This is a genomic window from Serinicoccus hydrothermalis (assembly GCF_001685415.1).
GTDB classification, from domain to species: domain Bacteria; phylum Actinomycetota; class Actinomycetes; order Actinomycetales; family Dermatophilaceae; genus Ornithinicoccus; species Ornithinicoccus hydrothermalis.
On sequence record NZ_CP014989.1, the window covers coordinates 2,262,422 to 2,283,008 of the forward strand.

At 73.2% G+C, this 20,587-nt stretch carries 25 protein-coding genes and 1 riboswitch; of the genes, 17 read left to right on the plus strand and 8 right to left on the minus strand.

The window, feature by feature from the left end:
* Nucleotides 1–18: 18 nt before the first annotated feature.
* Together SGUI_RS10465 and SGUI_RS10470 are read left to right on the plus strand one after the other, a co-directional pair.
* Nucleotides 19–522, plus strand: a complete 504-nt coding sequence (locus tag SGUI_RS10465) for a MarR family transcriptional regulator (RefSeq protein ID WP_066639752.1) — start codon at nt 19–21, stop codon at nt 520–522.
* Nucleotides 519–1,871 carry an MFS transporter gene (locus tag SGUI_RS10470; protein WP_066639753.1) on the plus strand — a complete coding sequence of 451 codons (1,353 nt, stop codon included), beginning with the start codon at nt 519–521 and terminating at the stop codon, nt 1,869–1,871. The genes SGUI_RS10465 and SGUI_RS10470 overlap by 4 nt, the downstream gene beginning before the upstream one ends.
* A 96-nt stretch (nt 1,872–1,967) precedes the next feature.
* Here the strand turns inward: SGUI_RS10470 and SGUI_RS10475 are convergent, their stop codons facing one another.
* The gene (locus SGUI_RS10475; protein ID WP_066639755.1) at nt 1,968–2,984 is read right to left on the minus strand and encodes an LLM class flavin-dependent oxidoreductase; all 1,017 of its coding nucleotides are present in this window, start codon (nt 2,982–2,984) and stop codon (nt 1,968–1,970) included.
* A gap of 59 nt (nt 2,985–3,043) precedes the next feature.
* Here SGUI_RS10475 and SGUI_RS10480 point away from each other — a divergent pair, with 59 nt between their 5' ends.
* Together SGUI_RS10480 and SGUI_RS10485 are read left to right on the plus strand one after the other, a co-directional pair.
* Complete coding sequence (locus SGUI_RS10480; protein ID WP_066639757.1) at nt 3,044–4,411, plus strand: GntP family permease; 1,368 nt, start codon at nt 3,044–3,046, stop codon at nt 4,409–4,411.
* A gap of 77 nt (nt 4,412–4,488) precedes the next feature.
* Nucleotides 4,489–5,151 (plus strand): hypothetical protein, encoded by a 663-nt coding sequence (locus SGUI_RS10485; RefSeq protein ID WP_066639759.1) that lies wholly within the window; start codon nt 4,489–4,491, stop codon nt 5,149–5,151.
* Nucleotides 5,152–5,172: 21 nt separating this feature from the next.
* On the opposite strand, the gene SGUI_RS10490 is transcribed toward SGUI_RS10485, so the two are convergent.
* Nucleotides 5,173–5,766 carry a rhomboid family intramembrane serine protease gene (locus tag SGUI_RS10490; RefSeq protein ID WP_066639761.1) on the minus strand — a complete coding sequence of 198 codons (594 nt, stop codon included), beginning with the start codon at nt 5,764–5,766 and terminating at the stop codon, nt 5,173–5,175.
* Nucleotides 5,767–6,087: 321 nt separating this feature from the next.
* Nucleotides 6,088–7,230, minus strand: a complete 1,143-nt coding sequence (locus tag SGUI_RS10495; RefSeq protein WP_066639764.1) for a citrate/2-methylcitrate synthase — start codon at nt 7,228–7,230, stop codon at nt 6,088–6,090.
* Nucleotides 7,231–7,282: 52 nt separating this feature from the next.
* Here SGUI_RS10495 and SGUI_RS10500 point away from each other — a divergent pair, with 52 nt between their 5' ends.
* Nucleotides 7,283–8,458, plus strand: coding sequence for a citrate synthase (locus SGUI_RS10500; protein ID WP_066639767.1), 1,176 nt, complete (start codon nt 7,283–7,285; stop codon nt 8,456–8,458).
* Nucleotides 8,459–8,542: 84 nt separating this feature from the next.
* On the opposite strand, the gene SGUI_RS10505 is transcribed toward SGUI_RS10500, so the two are convergent.
* The 3 genes from SGUI_RS10505 to SGUI_RS10515 are packed head-to-tail and all read right to left on the minus strand — an operon-like array spanning nt 8,543 to nt 10,403.
* The gene (locus SGUI_RS10505; RefSeq protein WP_066639769.1) at nt 8,543–8,923 is read right to left on the minus strand and encodes a type II toxin-antitoxin system VapC family toxin; all 381 of its coding nucleotides are present in this window, start codon (nt 8,921–8,923) and stop codon (nt 8,543–8,545) included.
* A complete protein-coding gene (locus SGUI_RS10510) occupies nt 8,920–9,186 on the minus strand; it encodes a FitA-like ribbon-helix-helix domain-containing protein (RefSeq protein WP_157621805.1) in 267 nt (88 codons plus the stop codon). The genes SGUI_RS10505 and SGUI_RS10510 overlap by 4 nt, the downstream gene beginning before the upstream one ends.
* Before the next feature lie 41 nt (nt 9,187–9,227).
* On the minus strand, nt 9,228–10,403 hold the full coding sequence (locus tag SGUI_RS10515; RefSeq protein ID WP_066639771.1) for a DUF2786 domain-containing protein: 1,176 nt from the start codon (nt 10,401–10,403) through the stop codon (nt 9,228–9,230).
* Between the two features lie 285 nt (nt 10,404–10,688).
* Between SGUI_RS10515 and SGUI_RS10520 the strand changes: the two genes are divergently transcribed.
* The 3 genes from SGUI_RS10520 to SGUI_RS10530 all read left to right on the plus strand — a co-directional run bounded on the left by SGUI_RS10520 (nt 10,689) and on the right by SGUI_RS10530 (nt 12,183).
* Nucleotides 10,689–11,174, plus strand: coding sequence for a DUF2087 domain-containing protein (locus tag SGUI_RS10520; protein ID WP_066639774.1), 486 nt, complete (start codon nt 10,689–10,691; stop codon nt 11,172–11,174).
* A gap of 90 nt (nt 11,175–11,264) precedes the next feature.
* Entirely contained in the window at nt 11,265–11,453 is a 189-nt protein-coding gene (locus SGUI_RS10525) for a PspC domain-containing protein (protein ID WP_066639777.1), read from the plus strand.
* 97 nt (nt 11,454–11,550) lie between these two features.
* Nucleotides 11,551–12,183, plus strand: coding sequence for a sulfotransferase family 2 domain-containing protein (locus SGUI_RS10530; protein ID WP_066639780.1), 633 nt, complete (start codon nt 11,551–11,553; stop codon nt 12,181–12,183).
* A 10-nt stretch (nt 12,184–12,193) separates the two neighbouring features.
* Here SGUI_RS10530 and SGUI_RS10535 read toward each other — a convergent pair whose 3' ends face one another.
* Nucleotides 12,194–12,895, minus strand: coding sequence for a M50 family metallopeptidase (locus SGUI_RS10535; protein ID WP_066643229.1), 702 nt, complete (start codon nt 12,893–12,895; stop codon nt 12,194–12,196).
* Between the two features lie 95 nt (nt 12,896–12,990).
* Here SGUI_RS10535 and fdhA point away from each other — a divergent pair, with 95 nt between their 5' ends.
* From fdhA to SGUI_RS10550, 3 genes are all read left to right on the plus strand, one after another.
* Entirely contained in the window at nt 12,991–14,205 is a 1,215-nt protein-coding gene (fdhA, locus tag SGUI_RS10540; protein ID WP_066639782.1) for a formaldehyde dehydrogenase, glutathione-independent, read from the plus strand.
* Nucleotides 14,206–14,274: 69 nt separating this feature from the next.
* Nucleotides 14,275–14,844 carry a mycothiol transferase gene (locus tag SGUI_RS10545; RefSeq protein WP_066639785.1) on the plus strand — a complete coding sequence of 190 codons (570 nt, stop codon included), beginning with the start codon at nt 14,275–14,277 and terminating at the stop codon, nt 14,842–14,844.
* 1 nt (nt 14,845) lies between these two features.
* Nucleotides 14,846–15,175: a TfoX/Sxy family protein gene (locus SGUI_RS10550; protein WP_066639788.1), complete on the plus strand. Its 330-nt coding sequence runs from the start codon at nt 14,846–14,848 to the stop codon at nt 15,173–15,175.
* Nucleotides 15,176–15,192: 17 nt separating this feature from the next.
* Here the strand turns inward: SGUI_RS10550 and SGUI_RS10555 are convergent, their stop codons facing one another.
* Nucleotides 15,193–15,750: an LURP-one-related/scramblase family protein gene (locus SGUI_RS10555; RefSeq protein ID WP_066639791.1), complete on the minus strand. Its 558-nt coding sequence runs from the start codon at nt 15,748–15,750 to the stop codon at nt 15,193–15,195.
* A gap of 107 nt (nt 15,751–15,857) precedes the next feature.
* On the opposite strand from SGUI_RS10555, the gene SGUI_RS10560 reads away from it, so the two are divergent.
* The 6 genes from SGUI_RS10560 to SGUI_RS17710 all read left to right on the plus strand — a co-directional run bounded on the left by SGUI_RS10560 (nt 15,858) and on the right by SGUI_RS17710 (nt 20,580).
* Nucleotides 15,858–16,952 (plus strand): DNA glycosylase AlkZ-like family protein, encoded by a 1,095-nt coding sequence (locus SGUI_RS10560; protein ID WP_237141327.1) that lies wholly within the window; start codon nt 15,858–15,860, stop codon nt 16,950–16,952.
* Nucleotides 16,953–16,997: 45 nt separating this feature from the next.
* Nucleotides 16,998–17,153 (plus strand): hypothetical protein, encoded by a 156-nt coding sequence (locus tag SGUI_RS17465; RefSeq protein ID WP_157621806.1) that lies wholly within the window; start codon nt 16,998–17,000, stop codon nt 17,151–17,153.
* Nucleotides 17,154–17,175: 22 nt separating this feature from the next.
* Nucleotides 17,176–17,384: riboswitch (cobalamin riboswitch) on the plus strand.
* Nucleotides 17,385–17,425: 41 nt separating this feature from the next.
* A complete protein-coding gene (locus SGUI_RS10565) occupies nt 17,426–18,511 on the plus strand; it encodes a homocysteine S-methyltransferase family protein (protein ID WP_066639794.1) in 1,086 nt (361 codons plus the stop codon).
* Entirely contained in the window at nt 18,508–19,020 is a 513-nt protein-coding gene (locus tag SGUI_RS10570) for an acyl-CoA thioesterase (RefSeq protein ID WP_066639800.1), read from the plus strand. Before SGUI_RS10565 ends, SGUI_RS10570 begins: the two co-directional genes overlap by 4 nt.
* A gap of 91 nt (nt 19,021–19,111) precedes the next feature.
* The gene (locus SGUI_RS10575; protein ID WP_066639802.1) at nt 19,112–19,516 is read left to right on the plus strand and encodes an ArsR/SmtB family transcription factor; all 405 of its coding nucleotides are present in this window, start codon (nt 19,112–19,114) and stop codon (nt 19,514–19,516) included.
* Nucleotides 19,513–20,580 (plus strand): SRPBCC domain-containing protein, encoded by a 1,068-nt coding sequence (locus SGUI_RS17710; RefSeq protein WP_083190629.1) that lies wholly within the window; start codon nt 19,513–19,515, stop codon nt 20,578–20,580. Before SGUI_RS10575 ends, SGUI_RS17710 begins: the two co-directional genes overlap by 4 nt.
* The last annotated feature ends 7 nt before the right edge of the window (nt 20,581–20,587 follow it).

The following is a 20,587-nucleotide window of genomic DNA, read 5'->3' on the forward strand; positions in this document are numbered from 1 at the left end:
GGCTGTTACATTAGCGCTGTGACATCGCCGGACCCCACGCGCAGCAGCCACTTCAAGCAGCTCTTCGACGTCCTCGCCGACATGGACGCCGCGATCACCGAGGTCTACCGCGCGCGCGGCGAGGGCGAGGTCAGGGCGCGCTTCATCCTGCCGCTGGTGCGGCTCGCGCACCTGGGTCCGATGACGATCACCGAGCTCGCCCGCGAGCTCGAGCGCACCCACTCGGCGCTGTCGCAGACCGTCGCCCAGATGCGCCAGGCGGGTCTGGTCGGCAGCGAGCCGGGGGAGGACGGCCGCACCCGGGTCATCACCCTCACCGAGCACGGCCGGGCGCTCGTGCCGCTGGCCGAGGCCGAGTGGCGCGCGACCGAGGCGGCGATCGCCGAGCTGGACGCCGAGATCCCGTATGCCGCGACCCAGGTCGCCGCTGACCTGGCGTCCGCCCTGGGTCGCCGGTCGTTCGCCGAGCGGCTGGCCGACCGGCTCGACGACGCGGAGCCCGGTTCGGCGGGTGCCGGGTGAGCCCCCGTGGTGCGCTGATCGACCTGACCCCGCTGCGGCACAGCCGTCCCTACCGTCGGCTCTGGGTCGGCGGGGCCCTGTCCGGGATGGGGTACCAGGTCGCGGCTGTGGCCGTGCTCTTCCAGGTCTGGGAGATGACGCGCAACCCCTTCGCGGTGGCGGCGATCGGCGTCGCGCAGGCGGTGCCGATGATCGTCTTCGGCCTGGTCGGCGGTCCGGTCGCCGACGTGCTGGACCGGCGCCGGGTGGCGCTCGCGGCGACGGCCGGTCAGTCGTTGGCGGCGACCGCGCTGGCGGCGCAGCTCGTCGTCGGGTCCTACCCGCTGCCGCTCCTGCTCGCCGTCCTCAGCCTGCAGACGGCCTGCAGCGCGCTGGGTGCCCCGGCCCGGCGCACCTTCATCGTGCGGCTGCTGCCGCGCGTCCTCGTCCCCGCCGGCATCGCGCTGCACATGATCAGCTTCCAGGTCGCCATGATGGTCGGCCCGGCGCTGGGCGGGCTCGTCCTCGGCGTCGCCTCCCCGGCGGTGTGCTACCTCGTCAACGCCGTGGCCTTGGCCCTCAGCGCGTGGACCGTCTGGGCGCTGCCCGCGATGCCGCCGGAGCGTTCCGCCCCCGCCGGACCTGCCCCGTCCGGGCCTGCCCCGTCCGTCCGCCCCGAGCCCGCCGCCTCCGCGGCGGTCGCGACGGCATACCCCAGGGCGCGCGGCGCCCGGCTGCGCCGCCGGATGGGCACGGCGCTGACCCTGCTCGCGGAGGGCGTGGCGCAGGTGCGCCGCGACCCGGTGCTGCGGGGGTCCTTCCTGCTCGACCTGGCCGCCACGCTGCTCGCCTTCCCCGTGGCGCTCTTCCCCATGGTCAACGAGACGCTCTTCGACGGCGACCCGCGCACGCTCGGGCTCTTCCTCACCTGCGTCGCCATCGGGGGCGTCACCGCGGGCCTGGGCTCCGGCCTGGTCACGCGGCGCCGGCGCCTCGGGGTGGTCCAGCTGCTCGCGGTCGGGGTCTGGGGTGTGGCCCTGCTCGGGTTCGGGCTCGCCTCGCTGACGGGGCTGGCGTGGGCGGCGCTGGCCGCGCTCGTCGTCGCCGGCGCCGCCGACACGGTGTCGGTGACCTCGCGCGCCGCCATGGTGCAGCTGGCCACGCCGGACAGCCACCTGGGGCGGGTGTCGGCGGTCGAGCACGTCATCGGGGTCGCCGGCCCCGACGTGGGCAACGCCCGTGCCGGCCTCGTGGCCGGCCTCACCACCCCGGCCTGGTCGGCGCTGCTCGGCTCGCTGGCCTGCCTCGGCGCCGCCGCCTGGGTCGCCCTCACGCACCGGCAGGTCGCCGAGTTCCGCGTCGCCGACTGACCCCCCTGGAGCCACTGGGGTCCGTCCCGAATTCGACTACTCGAAACGTCGCCATGGCGAGCAAAGGCAAGGTCGAATTCGGGGGACGGGGCCGGCTCAGCGCCAGCCGAGCTCGGCGGCCACCTCCAGCACGCCCTCGATGACGTGCGCGCAGTAGTCGACGCCGAGCTGGTTCGGGACGGTCAGCAGCAGCGTGTCCGCCGCGGCGACCGCCTCGTCGGCGGCCAGCTGGCGGGCCAGCTCGTCCGGCTCGGCGGCATACGTCTTGCCGAAGGTGGCGCGCACCCCGTCGATGATCCCGACCTGGTCCGCGCTGCGCCGCTCGAGCCCGAAGTAGGCGTGGTCCTGGGCGGTCCGCAGCGGGAAGACGCTGCGGCTCACCGAGGTCCGCGGCTCGCGGGTATGCCCCGCCGCCGCCCAGGCGTCGCGGAAGACCTGGATCTGCTCGGCCTGCAGCTGGTGGAAGGGGACGCCGGTGTCCTCGGTGAGCAGGGTCGAGCTCATGAGGTTCATGCCCTGCCCGGCCGCCCACTCGGCGGTGGCGCGGGTGCCGGCGCCCCACCAGATCCGGTCCCGCAGGCCCTCGGAGTGCGGCTCCAGCCGCAGCAGCCCGGGCGGGTTGGGGAACATCGGGCGGGGGCTGGGCTCGGCGAAGCCCTCGCCCGAGAGCGCGTCCAGGAAGCGGGAGGTATGCCGTCGCGCCATGTCCGCGTCGGACTCGCCCTCGGCCGGGTCTTGGCCGAAGTGGCGGTAGCCCTCGACCACCTGCTCGGGGCTGCCCCGGCTGATGCCGAGCTGGAGCCGGCCGCCCGAGATGAGGTCGGCGGCCCCGGCGTCCTCGACCATGTAGAGCGGGTTCTCGTAGCGCATGTCGATGACGCCCGTGCCGATCTCGATCCGGTCCGTCCGTGCGCCGACAGCGGCGAGCAGCGGGAAGGGCGAGGCGAGCTGCCGGGCGAAGTGGTGGACCCGGAAGTAGGCGCCGTCGGCGCCGAGCTCCTCGGCCGCCACGGCGAGGTCGATGGACTGCAGCAGGACGTCCGAGGCGGACTGCGTCGCCGACTGCGGGTGCGGCGTCCAGTGGCCGAAGGAGAGAAAGCCGATGCGCTTCATACCGTCATCAACGCGCGAGGCTGCACGGCATTCCGCCCGCCGTACGACACAGTGTCGTCATGGTCGACGTCATCATCCTCGTCGTCGTGGTCGCGCTGCTCGTGCTCGCCTCCTCGACCTTCCGCATCCACCCCTTCATCGCCCTGCTCGGCGCCGCGCTGGTCGGCGGCATCGCCTTCGGGCTGCCGCTGGTCGACGGCGAGGAGACCGACGGTGTCGTCACCGTCATCGCCGGCGGCTTCGGCAACCTGCTCGGGGGGATCGGCCTGGTCATCGTGCTCGGCACGATCATCGGCGTGCTGCTCGAGCGGGCCGGCGCCGCGGTCACCATGGCCAATGTCATCATCCGGCTGCTCGGCGACCGCTTCCCGACCCTGACCATCTCGATCATCGGCTACTTCGTGTCGATCCCGGTCTTCTGCGACTCCGGCTACGTCATCCTCAACTCGCTCAAGGAGTCGCTGGCCAAGAGGACCATGACCTCCCCGATCGCCATGTCGGTCGCGCTCGCCACCGGCCTCTACGCCACGCACACCTTCGTCCCGCCGACCCCCGGTCCGATCGCCGCCGCGGGCAACCTCGGCCTCGCGGACCAGCTCGGCCTCGTCATCCTCGTGGGTATGCCGGTGGCCGCGGTCACCGCGCTCGCCGGCCTGCTCTGGGCCAACCGGTTCCGCTCCGAGGAGCCGGCCGGGATAGAGGCGGAAGAGGCGAAGGAGGCCTTCGAGGAGGTCAAGGAGCAGGCCGGTCCGCTGCCAGGGGCCGTCGCGTCCTTCGCGCCGATCCTCGTGCCGATCGTGCTCATCATGCTCGGGTCGGTGGCGCAGCTGCCGGCCGCGCCCTTCGGCGAGGGCGTCGCGCTCACCGCCTTCGCCTTCCTCGGCCAGCCGATCGTCGCGCTGCTGGTGGGCCTGCTCATCGCGCTGCCGCTGCTGCGCGGGCAGGGTGGCGTGACCGCCTTCACCGACCAGGTTGCCGACGCCATCACCGCGGCGGCGCCGATCCTGCTCATCACCGGCGCGGGCGGGGCCTTCGGTGCGGTCATCCAGGCGACCGACCTCGGCGACTACCTCGGCACGACGCTGTCCGGGCTGGGCATCGGGATCTTCATGCCCTTCCTCGTCTCGGCGGCGCTGAAGTCGGCGCAGGGCTCGAGCACCGTCGCGCTCGTGACGACCTCCGCCCTCGTCGCGCCGCTGCTCGGCAGCCTGGGGCTCGACAGCGACCTCGGCCGGGTCCTCGTGGTCATGGCCATCGGCGCGGGGGCCATGACGGTCTCGCACGCCAACGACAGCTTCTTCTGGGTGGTCACGCAGTTCAGCCGGATGAGCGTCGCCCAGGCCTACCGCGCCCAGACCGCCGCCACCCTGGTCCAGGGCGTGACGGGCATCGTGCTCGTCTGGCTGCTGTCGCTCGTCCTCGTCTGACAACGCGTGACGACGAATGGTGTCGCGACGACTCTCGTGGTCCGACGGGGCCTGTCGGCTCTCACTAAGGTGATCGCGTGATCGGGGTACTGGGCGCCGTGCTGCCCCTGGCGTTGCTCGGGGCGGTGTCGCCGCTGATCTTCCTCACGGTGGGGACGCTGCTCAGCAGCCGCGGCCCCGCCGCCGCCCTCCGGTATGCCCTCGGCAACGCCGTCGTGCTCGTCCTGGCCGTGGCGCTCGGCGCCGGGCTGCTGGGCCGGGGGCTCACCGCCCTGCTCGAGCGCGAGCTCGCCTCGCGGCTGGTCGACGGCGTCCTCGGGCTCGTGCTGCTTGCGTATGCGGTGGTCCAGGCACGCGGGGTCGAGCGTCACGCCCGCACGGCCCAGCCCGCTGCCGGCGCGGCCGGCGCCCGGCGCGGGGACCCGTTCGTGCTCGGTCTCACGGCGATGGCGACCAACCTCACCACGCTGCCGCTCATGCTCTCCGCAGGTCAGCGCCTCGGGACCGCGCGCCTGCCGCTCGTGGAGTCCCTCCCCGTCCTGCTGCTCATCGTGCTCGTCGGCCTGGCCCCGGCCTGGCTGCCGTTCCTCCTGCGCCGGGTGGCTCCGCGCCGGCCGCGCAAGGCGCCAGAGCGGCATACCTCGCACCGGTTCGGCTCGGTGGGCGCCTGGCTGCCGGTGCTCGCCTGCGTGCTGGGAGCGGCGCTGCTCCTCGGTCGCGCGCTGGACCTCACGTCCTGACGAGTATCCCGGTCCGCGACGTCAGCGCCGGGCGGGCAGACGGTCCCGGCGACCCAGCCAGACCGCGAGTGCCACGCCGGCGGCTGCCCCGAAGAGGTGGCCCTGCCAGGACACGCCCTCGCGCAGCGGCAGCACGCCCCAGAGCATCGACCCGTAGACGACGATGACGAGCACCCCGAGCAGCGCCTGCCAGATCCGCCGGGCGACGAAGCCGTAGACCGCGAGGAACGCGGCATACCCGTAGACCACGCCGCTCGCGCCGATGTGCACCGTCCCCGGGCCGCCGAAGAGCCACACGCCCAGCCCCCCGATGAGGACGACCCCGCCGGTGACCAGCCAGAGGTGGCGTGTGGTCAGGGCGAGCAGCGAGCCGAGGACGAGCAGCGCCACGGTGTTGGCCATGAGGTGGCCGAAGCCCAGGTGGAGGAACGGACTCAGCACGATCCCCTGCAGGTGGTCCAGCTGCCGCGGGCGGATCCCGAACTGGTCGAAGGACAGCGGCAGGATCAGGTCGACGAACTCGGCCACCCACATCACGGCGACCAGCACCAGGACAGGTATGACGCGGTGCGCCCAGGCGGGGACGTCGACCCGGCGGGTGGCTGGCTGGCTCATGACCCCAGTCTCCCACCCTTGCCTGCAAGACGGGCCCGGTCGGCCGCGGGACAGGGGCGCCCTTCGCCGCGCCACCGGGAGCCACGCCGTCCGGAGCCACGCCACCCGGAGCCACGCCGTCCGGACCGCGCCCACCCGGGGAGGATCGGTCCACCTGCACCGATCCTCCCCAGGATCTGGCCCGATCGCGGGGAGGGTCGGTCCAGCTGCACCGATCCTCCCCAGGGGAGGGGCCGGAGGGGGCCGGAGGGGCCGGTTGGGGGCGGAGTGGCGGTGGGGGGCGATCCGCGATCCGAGACCCGGCCCGGCCCGGCCCGGTCCTCAGGGCAGCGGTGCCGGGGCCGGCGGCCCGACGTACTCCGCCGAGGGCCGGATGATCCGGGGGTCCTGCGCCTGCTCGAGGATGTGGGCGCCCCAGCCGACGACCCGGGCCACGGCGAAGGTCGGGGTGAACATCTCGCGCGGGATGCCGCACTGCTCCATGACGACGCCGGCGTAGTACTCGACGTTGGTGTGCAGCTCGCGGCCCGGCTTGAGCTCGGCGAGCGCGTCGACGACCTCCCGCTCGACCGCCACGGCCAGCTCGGCCAGCGGACCGCCGAGCCGTTCGGCGTGCTCGCGCAGGAGGACCGCCCGGGGGTCGGTGGTGCGGTAGACCGCGTGCCCGAAGCCCATGATCCGCTCGCCCCCGCCGACCCGCTCGCGCACCCACTCCCGGGCGCGGTCCGGCGTCCCGATCTCGTCGAGCGCGTCCAGGGCGCGGTCCGGCGCGCCGCCGTGCAGCGGACCGGAGAAGGTGCCGAGCGCCCCGCAGACCGCGGAGGCGACGTCGGCGCCGGCGGAGGTGACGACCCGCGCGGTGAAGGTCGAGGCGCTGAAGCCGTGGTCGACCGTGCTGATGAGGTATGCCGTGACCGCCTCCGCGTGCTCGGGCGCCGGCTTCTCCCCGGTGAGCATCCACAGCCAGCTGCCCGCCGCGCCGAGCTCGGGTCGGGGCTCCAGCGGAGGCAGTCCGGCGCGCAGCCGGAAGAGGGCGGCCTGCAGCACGGGGACCGCCCCGACGAGCCGCACCACCCCGGCCCGCACCTGCTCGGGCGTGGCGCCGTAGGTCGGCGGGAAGTCCTCGACCGAGCCGAGCAGCGAGATCGCGGTGCGCAGCCGGGCGAGCGAGCCGCGGTCCGGGCCGGAGCGGGCGATGGCCAGCAGCTGCTCGAGCAGCTCGTGGGGCAGGGTCGAGGCGGCGGCCAGCTCCGCGGCGAAGGCGCGCGACTCCCGCTCGTCCGGCAGGTGTCCCTCGACCATGAGGTGGGCCACGTCCTCGAAGGAGCGGTGCCGGGCGAGGTCGACGGCGGAGTACTCGCGGAAGTGGTAGAAGCCGTCCTGGCCCTTGACGTCGCCGGTGCTGGTCTCGGCGACGATCAGGCCCTTGAGGCCGGGTGGCGCGTGCTGCGGGTCGGTGGTCATGGCCTGAGCGTGACGCTAACGTTGATCTCATGTCAACGTTGATTCGGTCAATATGAGCGGCGGTGCGGAGCTGCTGACCACGGCGCAGACGGCGGACTACCTCGGGGTCAAGGTGCAGACGCTGTATGCCTACGTCAGCCGCGGCGTCCTCGCGCCGGTGCGTCGGGAGGCGGGCACGGGCAGCCTCTTCGCCGTGGAGGACGTGCGGGCGCTCGCCGGTCGGCCGGGTCGGTCGGGGCACCGCGGCGGCCGGGACCGGACCCGCGCCACGAGCGACGACGTGCGCACCCGGATCACCGAGGTCGGCCCCGGCTCGCTGGCCTACCGCGGGCACGACGTGCGCGGGCTCGCGGGCACGTGGACCTTCGAGCAGGTCCGTGACCTGCTCACCGAACATACGGTCGTGAACGGAAGGGGACCTGGCTCCGAGCAGGCCGTCGCCGCCGTGACGGCCGCGCTGCCCGCGGGCACTCCCGTGCTCGACCGCTTCAAGCACGCCGTGCTCGTGGCCGGCGGGTCCGACGTGGGCCGTTACGACCGCACGCCGGAGAGCTTCGCGGCAGCGGGGGAGCGGGCTGCCGCCGCGATGGTCGGCTCGCTCACCGGGAGCGCGGCGGACGGCCCGCTCGCGGTCGAGCTGGGGGCATACCTCGACCTGCCGACCGACCTGCTGGACACCGCGCTCGTGCTGCTCGCGGACCACGACCTGGCGGTGTCGACGACCGCGGTGCGCGTGGCGGTGTCCGCGGGGAGCGACGCGTACTCCGCGCTGCTCGCCGGTCTGGCCGCGGCGGACAGCCCGCTGCACGTCCGGGCTGTCCTCCGCGCCGTCGACTGGCTGCGGGCCGCGATCCTGGACCCGCGCCTCGCGCTGGACGCGGCGCTCACCGACGGCCCGCCGCCCGGCTTCGGCCACGTGGTCTACACCGAGCAGGACCCGCGCGCCCAGGTTCTGCTCGAGCGGCTGCTCCCCGCCGCCGACCCGGCGGTGTGCGACGCCGTGGCCCTGCTGGAGGCCGAGCTGCTCGAGCGTCGCGGCTGGGTCCTCACCGTCGACGCGGCCCTCGCCCTGCTCACCCTTCAGCACGACCTGCCGCGCGACGCGGGGGCAGTGATCTTCGCCTGCGCCCGGACCGCGGGGTGGACGGCTCACGCGATCGAGGAGCTCGCCGAGCCCGGTATGCGCTTCCGGCTGCGCGGGATCTACACCGGCCCCCGCCGGCCCTGAGCGACCCGGCTGAATTGTCTCCTTCCTCATGACCCGGACCCGAGGTCTCCCGGGGCACGTGTCGGGACCCGCGTGAGGCGCGGCTCAGGCCAGGACGCAGTCCACGACGTGCTGTGCCGCCCGCGCCAGGGGCCTGTCACGTGTCCACAGCTGAGCGTCGAGCCCCTCTGCCAGCGCGACGTAGCTCGCGTCGTACGCCGAGAAGTTGTGCGCGAGGTCGAGCATGCGGCTGCGCAGCTCTGGCGTGCTGGGCACGATCTCGATCCCGAGATCCATGTAGTCCTCGAGCACGGCCCTGGCCACGGCCGGTCCCACGTCTCCCCCGAGGAGGAGGCCTCTGACCACGGACACGATCTCGGTCTCCAGGAGTGCCGGCGCCAACCACTCCGCGTCCGCGGGCACGTGCGTCAGCGAGGTGGGCCGCACGAGGAGGTCGGCCACGAGCGAGCAGTCGACGACGATCACGGTTCGGTGGGTCGGTCCACACGCTCCAGCCGCTCGGCCCGCGCGGTCTCCAAGACCTCCGCCGACGACGGCGCCGTCGAAGTGACCAGGTCGCCCCGGTCCAGAATCCGGGACACGATCTCTTCCCGCAAGGGAACGCGGGAGTCACGTTCCATGAGCTCGCGCAGGTAGGTGTTGAGGGACTGGCCTCGCCGGGCAGCCTTCAGCTTGAGTCGGTCCCGGACAGCTCTGTCCACATCTCGGACCTGCACGAGAACGCCCATACATGCATTGTGCATGGCAGTGCCGCGATGCGCCACGGTCCTCATGCCAACCGCCCTCGATCACCCAGGTGCGCGCGCTCGGCAGCCGCCCGGCCGGAGCGGTAGCCCTCGCCGTCCCAGGTCGCCCTGGACCGGACCGTGCCGAGGTGCGGGAAGCGCTCCGTGACCGCGGCGTCGACCTTACGCTCCCGTCGGGCGAGCACCAGCGCCACGCCTGGCCGCGCACCGGTGTCACCATCGCGGGACGTGCCGGTGACGTGCGACTCGAGGCTCCCGGCCGCCTCGCCCTTCTCCTCCTCGGCGGCCTGCTCGAGGCGCTCCCCGACCCGGTAGGCGAAACCGGTGAGGAACGAGCTGCGGAAGGACCGGGTGCGCGAGCCGCCGTGCGCGCTTCGCCGGGGTCCTTCGGCCTGCATCGCCGAGGTGGCCTGCACCAGCAGCGAGGCATAGAGCAGCTCGACGGCCCGCAGGTCGACCGGGAACCCCACGACCGTGGCGCGACCGATGCCTTGGTTCCACACCGCGCGGCACCGGTTGGCCTCGGCGATCGAGGCCAGCAGCACGAACTTCGGCCGGTCGTAGGGTCGGTCGACCCCCAGGCGCGTCGCCGTCGGTCCCCCGCGCCCTTGTGCCCGCTCCTCCACCCGCTCCGCCGCGTCCATCATGGCGCGGTCGATGCTGTGTCGGGCCATGAGCTTCTGCGCGGCCGCCGTGAAGGTGTCGGCCTCCTCCTCGAAGTCCGTGGACTCGGCCTTGGCCAGCAGCAGCCGGACCTTGGTCAGAAGCTTCTGGTCCACGTCGGAGGCGGAGGTCGCCTGCTCCCTCGCCTCACCGGGCGGTGCCGCGATCTGCTCCAGCGCCGGCAGCAGGCGCAGGAGCTGGAGCAGCACCGTCGCCGTCCTGTCGACGACGACCCACCCTCCCGGATCGTCCCGCGCCCGGGCGCTCAGGTGGTCCGTGCCCCGGTCCCACCACACGCCTGCGCCGATCTCCGCCAGCTGGTCGAACCACCTCTCCTCGACCGTGACCCGGGCGTGCGCCGCCAGGTCGGCGGCCATCGCGTCGTCCAGCACGGCCACGAAGAGGCCGTGCCGCTGCCGGCTCGCCCAGCCGTGCAGGTCGGCCGGCTCCCATCCCCGCCGCCACAGCTCGCCCAGCATCTCGGCCAGCTGCGCGCAGCGCGCCCTGGCCCCCTCGGTGTCCCAATCCCCCTCCATGGATCCCCTCCCAGGTGACTCGTTCTCGTGGAGGACCTCACCCTCGCACCCGCGACCGACACACCCTCCGACTTGTCCACAGGCTCGGCGGATCTGCGTCGTCGCCGCACCCGCGCGGGTATGCTCGGGCCCACGGCGGCGCTGCACGCCGAGCCCGACCCGCCCCCAGCCGGCGGGTCGCCGGGGCGAAGGGGAGCGGATCCTCGCGGCGGTCCGACGGCATACCTGCGTGGCACCTGCACCAGGATCGACCGCGGCTGGGGCGACGATCCGGGAGCGAGTGACATGACGACCGATGCCGACCTCAAGGCCCGGGTGCGCGAGCGGATGGCCCGCACCGGCGAGAACTACACGACCGCCCGCACGGCCCTGCTGTCATCGCCACCGCCCCGTGCGCTCGTCGTCGACACCGACCTCGCCGCCGACCGGGCGGTGCGCTCGTTCTTCGACGGCGACCGGCTGCGCTCGATCCCGACCCGGCGCCGCCCGCGCGCCGCCGTCCTCATGGAGCTGCTCACCCGCTTCGAGCGCGGTCGCGTGTATGCCGAGCGCGAGGTCAACGAGATCCTCGCCACCGCGCACGAGGACGTCGCGTCCCTGCGCCGCGAGCTCGTCGACTACCGCTGGTTCACGCGGGCAGACGGCGTCTACCGGGTGGCCGACGAGGTGCCGCACCGGCACCCCAACGAGGCCCAGGAGGTGCCGACCGACGAGGTGGCCCGGCTCGCCCGGGTGCCGCGGGCCGCCGCTGCCGCCCCCGGCCAGGAGTGACTGAGGGTCCTGACCCGGGGGACAACCCCACCCCGAAGCCGGTGGAGCACCCGATGGTGGCGGGCGGCCCGCGCGTCTAGTTTGGTGTCCATGGCTTCTGCACCCGCCCTCGTCCGCCCCCGTCAGGACCGCGTCATCGCCGGCGTCTGCGCCGGTCTCGGCCGCCGCTTCGGCATGAGCCCGATGCTGGTCCGGCTCCTCTTCGTGCTCTCCTGCCTGCTCCCCGGCCCGCAGGTCCTGGCCTACCTCGTGCTGTGGGTCATCATGCCCTCCGACTGACGGACGGCCTCCCGGTGCGCGGCGAGGTGTGGGAGCCCGGCCGGTCGGTCGTCGTAGCCTGAGCCTGCTGCTCGCACCCGACCGCTAGGAGGCCCGCGTGCCCGTCTACCGCAAGGACGGCCGGTCCGTGCTGTTCATCCACGTCCCCAAGACGGGTGGCACCTCGGTCGAGCACCTCTTCCGGGCCAACGGCTGGCAGCAGTCCTTCTTCGACGCGAAGTACGGCCCCGGCACCCGCAACGCGCTCATGTGGTGCGGCCCGCAGCACCTGCACGGCGAGCCGCTGCAGCAGCTCTTCCGGGTCGACCGCTTCGACCTCGTCTTCACCGTCGTCCGCGACCCGGTGGCGCGCTTCCGCTCGGAGTACGTCTGGCGCCACCGCAAGAAGGACGAGGTCGACATGGGCGGCCGCGCGGTCCAGTCGTGGTTCGCCCGCACCCTGCTGCGGTACCGGCGCAACCACTACCTCTTCGACAACCACGTGCGGCCGCAGCACGAGTTCCTCGTCCCCGGCACCACGGTCCTGCGCCTCGAGGACGGTCTGGGCGCGGCGATGAAGAAGCTGAGCCGCGAGCACGACCTCGGCCTGGAGGGCACCCCCGAGCAGTTCAAGGACAGCAGCTCGGGCCCGCGCCGCTCCTCCGACGTCGAGATCACCCGCGTCACCCGACGCATGATCCGCCGTTTCTACCGCCAGGACTTCCGCGAGTTCGGCTACCGCAAGCCCTGACCGCGGGCCCTCAGGGCAGCGGCACGAGCTCGCGCGCGCCGAGCACGAGCGCGGCGACGCACACCAGCCAGAAGAGCCCGAACCACACCGCACCCGGCACCCCGGTCAGCCGGGCGAGCTGGTCGACGTCGCTCCCGCGCGCGCCCCGGCGCCGCTGCCGCTGCACCTCGACCACGGCCCGCGGCGCGGCGAGCAGCACCGACCACACGACGAGGTATGCCGCCGCGGACAGCACCGTGCCGGTCGCCGACCACGACAGCAGCGCGACGCTGGCGCCGGTCGCGGCGACCACCCACAGCCCGTAGAGGTTGCGGATGAGCACGAGCATGAGGGCGCAGGTGAGGACGAGCGCCCAGAGCAGGCCGGCGGCATACCCCTGCCCGAGCAGCAGCGCCCCACCGAGGCCGACGAGCGCCGGCGCCGGGTAGCCGGCGAGCACCGTCGCCACCATCCCCGGGCCGCGGGGCCGCCCGCGCGAGACGGTGACCCCGGAGGTGTCCGAGTGCAGCTGGATGCCGGTCAGCCGCCGGCCCACGAGCGCGCCGACCAGCGCGTGCCCCGCCTCGTGGATGAGGGTGACCAGGTGTCTCACCAGGCGATAACCCGCCGGGCTCCACGTGACCAGGAGCGCGAGCACGCCCAGGAGCAGGCTGACCTGCCACGACAGCGGCGGCTGCGTGGTGGTCGCGCGGTCCCACAGGTCGACGAGCACCCGCCGAGCGTGCCAGAGGAGGCTGAGCGGTTGCGGGGAGACCACGCGCCGGTCCACGCTGGAGGGCCCACCCCCCGACACAGGAGTCGAGAGCCATGGCAGAAGGAAATCGCGTCGTCGTCTACACCGGGCCGGGGGAGGTGGCCGTGGAGACGATCGACTACCCCAAGCTGGAGATCCCCGCCGAGGTCGCCGACCACTTCGGCATCGCCAAGGCCGCCCCGCACGCGGCGATCCTCAAGCTGGTCACCACCAATATCTGCGGCTCGGACCAGCACATGGTGCGCGGCCGCACCACCGCCCCGGTCGGCCAGAGCCTGGGCCACGAGATCACCGGCGAGGTGGTCGCGAAGGGTGACGACGTCCTCTTCGTCGACGAGGGCGACATCTGCTCGGTGCCGTTCAACATCGCCTGCGGCCGCTGCCGGATGTGCAACGAGGGGCATACCGGTGTCTGCCTCAACGTCAACCCCGCCCGCGCCGGCGCCGCCTACGGCTACGTCGACATGGGCGGCTGGATCGGCGGCCAGGCGGAGTACGTCATGATCCCCTACGCCGACTTCAACCTGCTGAAGTTCCCGGACCGGGACCAGGCGCTGGAGAAGATCCTCGACCTCACGATGCTCTCCGACATCTTCCCGACCGGCTACCACGGCGCCTACACCGCCGGGGTGACCACCGGGTCGACGGTGTATGTCGCGGGCGCCGGCCCGGTCGGCCTCGCGGCGGCGCACGCCGCCCAGCTGCTCGGCGCTGCCGTCGTCATGGTCGGCGACCTGAACGCCGACCGGCTCAAGCAGGCGGAGAGCTTCGGCTGCGTCGGGATCGACCTGTCCAGCGGCGGTGAGCTCGTGGACAAGATCGAGCAGGTCGTCGGCGAGCGCGAGGTCGACGCGGCCGTCGACGCCGTCGGCTTCGAGGCCAGGGGCCACGGCGAGGGCGCGGACGAGGCGCCGGCCACGGTGCTCAACGACGCGATGACGGTGACCCGGGCGGCCGGCGGGATCGGCATACCGGGCCTCTACGTCACCGGCGACCCGGGCGCCGTCGACGACGCCGCCAAGGAGGGCACGCTCGGTGTCCGCCTCGGTCTGGGCTGGGCCAAGTCGCAGCACTTCACCACGGGCCAGTGCCCGGTCAAGCGCTACAACCGCAAGCTCATGAACATGATCCTGCACGACAAGGCCCAGATCGCGAAGGCCGTCAACGCCCAGACGATCAGCCTGGACGACGCGCCGCGCGGCTACGCCGAGTTCGACCAGGGTGCGGCGACGAAGTACGTCATCGACCCGCACGGCATGGTCGCCTGACCCTGCCCTGACACCGCGGGGTGCCCGCGGCGGACATCGCCTGTCCGCCGCGGGCACTACTGTCCTGCTATGAGCGACGAACCTCCCTGGGAGCCCCCGGTCGCGGGCGACGAGATCGGCCACCTGCTCGGCGCGCTGGACCGGCAGCGCATGACGTTCTGGTGGAAGGCCGAGGGGCTCGACGCCGCGGGGCTGAGCGCCCGGGTGGGGGCCTCGTCCCTCACCCTCGGTGGGCTGCTCAAGCACCTCACCGGCGTGGAGGTGACGGCCGGGACGTGGCGGATGGACGGCTCCTCGCCCGGCAGCCCGTGGACCGACGTCGACTGGGAGGCCCAGCCCGACTGGGACTTCACGAGCGCGGCGGACGACAGCCCCGAGCAGCTCTATTCGGGGTATGTCGAGGCGGTGGCCGCGACGCGGGCCCGGCAGCGGGCATACATCGAGGAGCACGGCCTGGACCACATCATCGAGTGGGGCAAGCAATGGGGCGTCGACATGAGCCTGCGCCGGATGCTCTTCGACATCCTCGAGGAGTATGCCCGGCACACCGGCCACGCGGACCTGCTGCGCGAGGCGGTCGACGGCCGGGTGGGTGAGGACCCGCCGCCGGACTGGGCGCCGCCCGCGGAGTGGACCTGAGGTGGCCTACGACGAGGCGCTGGCGCAGCGCATCCGCGACCTGCTCGCGGGGGAGCCGGGGGTCACCGAGAAGGCGATGTTCGGCGGCCTGGCGTTCCTCGTCGACGGGCGCATGGCGGTCGCGGCCACGGGGGACCAGGGGGTGATGATCCACGTCGAGGAGGCGATGGCGCGCGAGCTGTGCGCCCGCGAGGGCATCGCGCCCATGGAGATGCGCGGCCGTCCGATGCGGGAGTGGGTGCGCAGCGAGGACGTCGGGGCGGACGGCCACCTGCTGGAGGAGATGGTGTGGATGGGGGTCGGGTGGGCGCGGGCGCAGCCACCGCGGTGAAGGTGCTCGCGCGCGGCCTACCCGGCGGAGGAGCGGTCCTCCTTGGCCCGGACCAGGTCAAGGGCGATGACCGTGCCCAGCACGACGAGGCGCTCCCTGGCCGCCAGCTCGGGGGTGAGGTGCACGACATACCTGCTGCGGCCGAGCAGCGCCCGGGTGACGCCGGACCAGCTGCGGGCGACCGTCGCCATCTGGCCGCGCGGGCCGGACATGGTGAAGTCGAAGCCCCAGACGCTGCCGGTCAGGTCGAGCGGCTGCCCGTCGAAGTCCACCGTGAACCGCGTCTTGAACAGCGAGAACCGCTTGACCAGCTGCGCCAGCGGCCCACCGGTGCCGTCGGTCATCACCATGCGCTCGCGCCCGAGGGTCATGGTGTCCTGCAGCCGCAGCAGCGGGGTCTCGTCACGGTCGATCACGGTCAGCTCGCGGCTGCCCATGAGCATCCGCCCGAGCGCGCTCCCGCCGGTGCGGATCCGTCCGATCTCCTGACCGTCCGCGGCGTGGATGACGAAGTCGTTGCCGAGGAAACCGGTGACCTGGTCCATCACCCAGACGTCGTGCTCGAGAAGGTGCATGCCCCGATCCTGGCACGTCTCCTGGGGGCCTCGCCCGCGGTCGCCCGGGCACCGCGGGGGGCGTGGTGACCGTGGTCCACCACCTCTCGAAGCGCGATGCCCGGCGGGTGGCCGTCCGCGCACAGCTGCTGACGGCGCAGCGGCCCGGCGACGTCGTGGAGACCGTGCGCGAGCTCACCCTGCTGCAGATCGACCCGGTCAAGGCGGTCGCTCCGGCCCAGCACCTCGTTCTGTGGAGCCGACTCGGCAGCGCGTACGACCCGGGCGAGCTGGACCGGCTCCTGGCCGAGCGCACCCTCGTGGAGATCCTCGGCTTCGTCCGGCCGGGCGAGGACGTCGCGCTCTACCGCGCCGAGATGGAGCGGTGGCCGACCCCGTCGCGCCGGGACGGCTCGCTGCGCCCCTGGCAGGAGTCGAACGCCCGGTGGGTCGAGGCCAACGACCGGGCCCGGCGCGAGATCCTGGCCCACCTGGAGGCCGAGGGGCCAACCCCCACTGGCGCGCTCCCGGACGCGACCGAGGTGCCGTGGCGCTCCAGCGGGTGGACCGACGACAAGAACGTCCAGCGGCTGCTCGACCTCATGGTCGCCCGCGGGGAGGTCGCCGTCTCCGGTCGCGAGGGAGGGCAGCGTCTCTGGGACCTGGCGCAGCGGGTCTACCCCGACGTGCCCACGTTGCCGCTGGAGCAGGCGCGGGCCGAGCAGGACGCCCGCCGGCTCGCGGCCCTGGGACTGCTGCGCTCCCGGGGTCCGGAGTGCCCGGTCGAGCCGGGCGACGCGCGCGTGGCCGGGGAGGAGGCGACCGTCGACGGGGTCACCGGGACCTGGCGGGTGCACCCGGCATACCTCGACCCGGACGACCGCTTCACCGGGCGGGCGGCGCTGCTGTGCCCGATCGACCGGCTGGTCTTCGACCGCGACCGGATGGCCGACCTCTTCGCCTTCGACTACGTGCTGGAGATGTACAAGCCCAAGGCCAAGCGCAGGTTCGGCTACTACGCGCTGCCCGTGCTCGACGGCGACGAGCTGGTCGGCAAGCTCGACGCCACGGCGGAGCACAAGCGTGGGGTGCTCCGGGTCGACGCCCTGCACGAGGACGGCGACTGGAGCGCGGCGCGACGCGACCGGGTGGTCGCCGAGATCCACGACCTGGCCACCTGGCTGGGCCTCGACCCCGACCTGCCCGCCCACCTCGGCGGGTGACCGGTTCCAGGACTGACGCTCGTCGACTCGACCTAGGATGAGGTCATGAGCTCAGACATCGCTCGGGACGAGAGTGCGGGCACCGAACCCGCCGCGCATCAGCATGTCCAGGTGGTCTACGGCACCTTGGAGCTCGAGTACTCCGACGAGGAGTTCTCCGAGGCTGACGGCCACGTCGCCGAGCTCCTCGGCGCTCGGTGAGCCGAGCGGCGCAGGCGCTGGAGTAGCATCGTCGCGTCGCGGTTCGACCCCCTCCGGAGGGTCGTCGCAAGAGGGAACCAGGTGCGAGTCCTGGACTGCCCCGCAGCGGTATGTGGGAACGAGCGCGTCACGAAAGCACTGGGCGGATGTGCCTGGGAAGCGAACGCCAGTAGGTGCCTTGCACGAGGCGAGCCCACGAGTCCGAAGACCTGCCGTGACCGCAGGGCCCGTCCGGGCCTGGTGCCCGACGAGCTCGCGAGGGATGAGCACGGATGACCGACACGCATACCCCCACCGACCCCACCACCACCCCTGCACCCGGCCTGGTCGAGCGCCTCGACCAGGGGCCGGTGATCTGCGCCGAGGGCTTCCTCTTCGAGCTCGAGCGGCGCGGCTACCTCACCGCCGGGGAGTTCGTCCCCGAGGTCGCCCTGGAGTTCCCCGACGCGCTGCGGGCGCTGCACCGTGACTTCCAACGCGCCGGCAGCGACATCGTGGAGGCGTTCACCTACAACGGCCACCGCGAGAAGATGCGGGTCATCGGCAAGGAGGAGCTGCTCGAGCCGCTCAACCGGGCCGCCCTGCAGATCGCCCGGTCCGTGGCCGACGAGAAGCCCGGCAACCTCGTGGCCGGCAACATCTCCAACAGCAACCTGTGGGACCCGAGCGACCCCGACGCCCAGCGCGAGGTGCGCTCGATGTTCGAGGAGATGGTCGGGTGGGCGGTCGAGGAGGGCGCCGACCTCATCATCGGCGAGACCTTCTACTACGCCGGTGAGGCGCAGGCCGCGCTGGAGATCGCCAAGGCCAGCGGGCTCCCCGTGGTCCTCACCGTCGCGCCCATGGCCGGCGAGCAGATGCGCGACGACGTGGGGATCGTCGAGCTCTGCCAGCGGCTGGAGCAGGGCGGCGCCGACGTCGTGGGCATGAACTGCTTCCGCGGCCCGGCCACGATGCTGCCGTGGCTGCGGCAGATCCGGGAGGCCGTGAGCTGCCACGTCGCCGCGCTGCCGGTCCCCTACCGCACCACGGACGCCGAGCCCACCTTCTTCAACCTCACCGACAACAACGGCGTGATGGTGCCCTCGCCGCACGGCCGCACCTTCCCGACCGCCCTGGACCCGCTGTCCTGCAACCGCTACGAGGTCGGGGCATTCGCCACCGAGGCCTTCGCGCTCGGCATCAACTACCTCGGGGTCTGCTGCGGTGCGTCCCCGATGCTCGTGCGCCAGGTCGCCGAGGCGGTCGGTCTGACCACAGAGGCCAGCCGGTTCTCGGAGAACATGCAGAACCACTTCATGTATGGCGACAACGTCCGGCTTCCCGAGCACATCAAGGCGCTCGGCGGGTCCGCGTGACGCCTGCCGGCAAGGCGCCGGAGGAGTCGCGGCTCACCCTGTCGCAGATCATGGGTGCCACCGACACCAACCTCCTCGGGACGGTGCACGGCGGTGTCCTCATGCGGCTGGCCGACTCGCTCGCCGGCGTCGTCACCGCACGTCACAGCGGTGGCCCGACCGTCACCGTGGCCATCGACGAGATGGTCTTCGTCACCCCGGTCCAGGTCGGCGACGTGCTGCACCTGCACTCCCAGGTCAACTGGGCGGGGACGAGCTCGATGGAGGCCGGGGTGCGGCTCATGGCCGACCGGTGGGACCGCACCGACCCGCCGATCCACGTGGCGAGCGCCTACCTCGTCTTCGTCGCGGTCGACGAGGAGGGCGGCTCGCGCCAGGTGCCTCCGCTGCTGCCGCAGACCGAGGAGGAGCGGCGACGCTTCCGGGAGGCGGAGATCCGGCGCTCGCACCGCCTCGCGCGCCGGGACGCCATCGTGAATTCGCGAGCGAACGACCCCGAGTCGGCGTAGGGGTAGCGGGGACGAGCCGACTGCCAGCGCCCGGAGAGTGCCAACAGGGCATCCTCTTGACCGATCGGTAACCATGTGGTTACCTGTCCGCATGGACGTCTTCGCCGCTCTGGCCGACCCGGTGCGCAGGGACCTGCTGGCGCACCTCGCGGAGGAGGGGACCAGCCGGGTGGTCGACCTGACGCGCGACCGCGGCATCTCCCGGCCCGCGGTCAGCCGGCACCTGCGGGTGCTCAGTGCGGCCGGGCTGGTCTCGGCGACCGAGCGGGGGCGGGAGCGCCACTACGCCCTCGACACGACCCCGCTGACCCAGGTCGACGAGCTGCTCGGCCGGCTCCGCCACGGTGGCGGGTATGCCGCCGCGCAGCCGCCCGTGAGCGCCACCGCCCTCGACGCCCTCGACCTCGAGGTGCGCCGCACCGTCCGCGACCGCTCCCACCACGCGGGGGAGCGGCATACCGACGACACCACCACGGACACCGAGGAGAGCGCGTGATCACCGGAGCACCCGAGACCGTCGACGGCCAGCTGCACCTGGTCCTCACCCGCACCTTCACCGCGCCGATCCAGGACGTGTGGGACGCGATCACGCAGAGCGAGCGGCTGGGCCGCTGGTTCGGCACCTGGACCGGCGACCCGGCGAGCGGGCGGGTGGAGGTCACCTGGGCCTACGAGGACGGGGCGCCCAGCGAGCCCTACGTCATCGAGGTGTGCGAGGAGCCGACCCGGCTGCGGGTGCACAACGAGGGCGACGACGCCGAGCAGCTCTGGACGCTGGACCTGCGACTGGCCGAGGAGGACGGGGTGACGACGCTGCGGTTCGCGCAGGTCCTCACCGACACCTCCTCCGTCCACCACGTCGGTCCCGGGTGGGAGTACTACCTGGACCGGATGGCCGACACCGTGCGGACCGGCGAGGTGGCCACGACCACCTGGGACGGCTACCTCGCGATGGGGTCGGAGTACGCCGCGGCCTTCGACCTGCCCGAGGCGCAGGTCGGCGAGGCGCTGCTCATGTCGGCGCTCGGGCAGCTCAAGGACCTGGTCAGGGCCGGCGCCGACGGCGACGCCGCCACCATGACCACCCCCTGCGAGGGCTGGGACGTGCGACGGCTGAGCGAGCACCTCGTCACGACGACCGAGGCCTTCACCCGCGGGGTGCGCGGCGAGGCGGTCGACTGGACCGCGTCGCCGCAGCCGGTGGAGGGCGAGGTGGCGCAGGCCTTCGCGCAGGCCGCCGACGAACTCTTCCACGCGAGGTCGACCGCGGGGGAGAGCGTGGATCCCCCGGACTGGCAGCTCGCGGAGTACGCCGTCCACACCTGGGACCTCGCGACCGCGCTCGGGCGCCCGACGGCGGACCTGGACCAGCGGGTCGCCGAGCGCGGCGCGGCCTTCATGCGGGTCAACCTCAGCGACGAGAACCGTGGCGAGGCCTTCGGGCCCGCTCGCCCCGAGCCGCAGGCCGGCGACGCGTATGCCGACCTCGCCGCCTTCGCGGGCCGCGACGTCGGACTGAGGTCACCCGGGAGGCGGCCGGCGGGCGCGACGCCGCCCTAGGGTGAGC

Excerpts from the sequence above, each read along its gene's own strand:
- SGUI_RS10515 (WP_066639771.1), bottom strand. The coding sequence starts at position 10,403 with ATGGAGGGGGATTGGGACACCGAGGGGGCCAGGGCGCGCTGCGCGCAG.
- SGUI_RS10500 (WP_066639767.1), top strand. The coding sequence starts at position 7,283 with ATGAGCGGCGGTGCGGAGCTGCTGACCACGGCGCAGACGGCGGACTAC.
- SGUI_RS10545 (WP_066639785.1), top strand. The coding sequence starts at position 14,275 with ATGAGCGACGAACCTCCCTGGGAGCCCCCGGTCGCGGGCGACGAGATC.
- SGUI_RS10565 (WP_066639794.1), top strand. The coding sequence starts at position 17,426 with ATGACCGACACGCATACCCCCACCGACCCCACCACCACCCCTGCACCC.
- SGUI_RS10525 (WP_066639777.1), top strand. The coding sequence starts at position 11,265 with ATGGCTTCTGCACCCGCCCTCGTCCGCCCCCGTCAGGACCGCGTCATC.
- SGUI_RS10575 (WP_066639802.1), top strand. The coding sequence starts at position 19,112 with ATGGACGTCTTCGCCGCTCTGGCCGACCCGGTGCGCAGGGACCTGCTG.
- SGUI_RS17465 (WP_157621806.1), top strand. The coding sequence starts at position 16,998 with ATGAGCTCAGACATCGCTCGGGACGAGAGTGCGGGCACCGAACCCGCC.
- SGUI_RS10490 (WP_066639761.1), bottom strand. The coding sequence starts at position 5,766 with ATGAGCCAGCCAGCCACCCGCCGGGTCGACGTCCCCGCCTGGGCGCAC.
- SGUI_RS10475 (WP_066639755.1), bottom strand. The coding sequence starts at position 2,984 with ATGAAGCGCATCGGCTTTCTCTCCTTCGGCCACTGGACGCCGCACCCG.
- SGUI_RS10480 (WP_066639757.1), top strand. The coding sequence starts at position 3,044 with ATGGTCGACGTCATCATCCTCGTCGTCGTGGTCGCGCTGCTCGTGCTC.
- SGUI_RS10520 (WP_066639774.1), top strand. The coding sequence starts at position 10,689 with ATGACGACCGATGCCGACCTCAAGGCCCGGGTGCGCGAGCGGATGGCC.
- SGUI_RS10495 (WP_066639764.1), bottom strand. The coding sequence starts at position 7,230 with ATGACCACCGACCCGCAGCACGCGCCACCCGGCCTCAAGGGCCTGATC.
- SGUI_RS10510 (WP_157621805.1), bottom strand. The coding sequence starts at position 9,186 with ATGGGCGTTCTCGTGCAGGTCCGAGATGTGGACAGAGCTGTCCGGGAC.
- fdhA (WP_066639782.1), top strand. The coding sequence starts at position 12,991 with ATGGCAGAAGGAAATCGCGTCGTCGTCTACACCGGGCCGGGGGAGGTG.
- SGUI_RS10555 (WP_066639791.1), bottom strand. The coding sequence starts at position 15,750 with ATGCACCTTCTCGAGCACGACGTCTGGGTGATGGACCAGGTCACCGGT.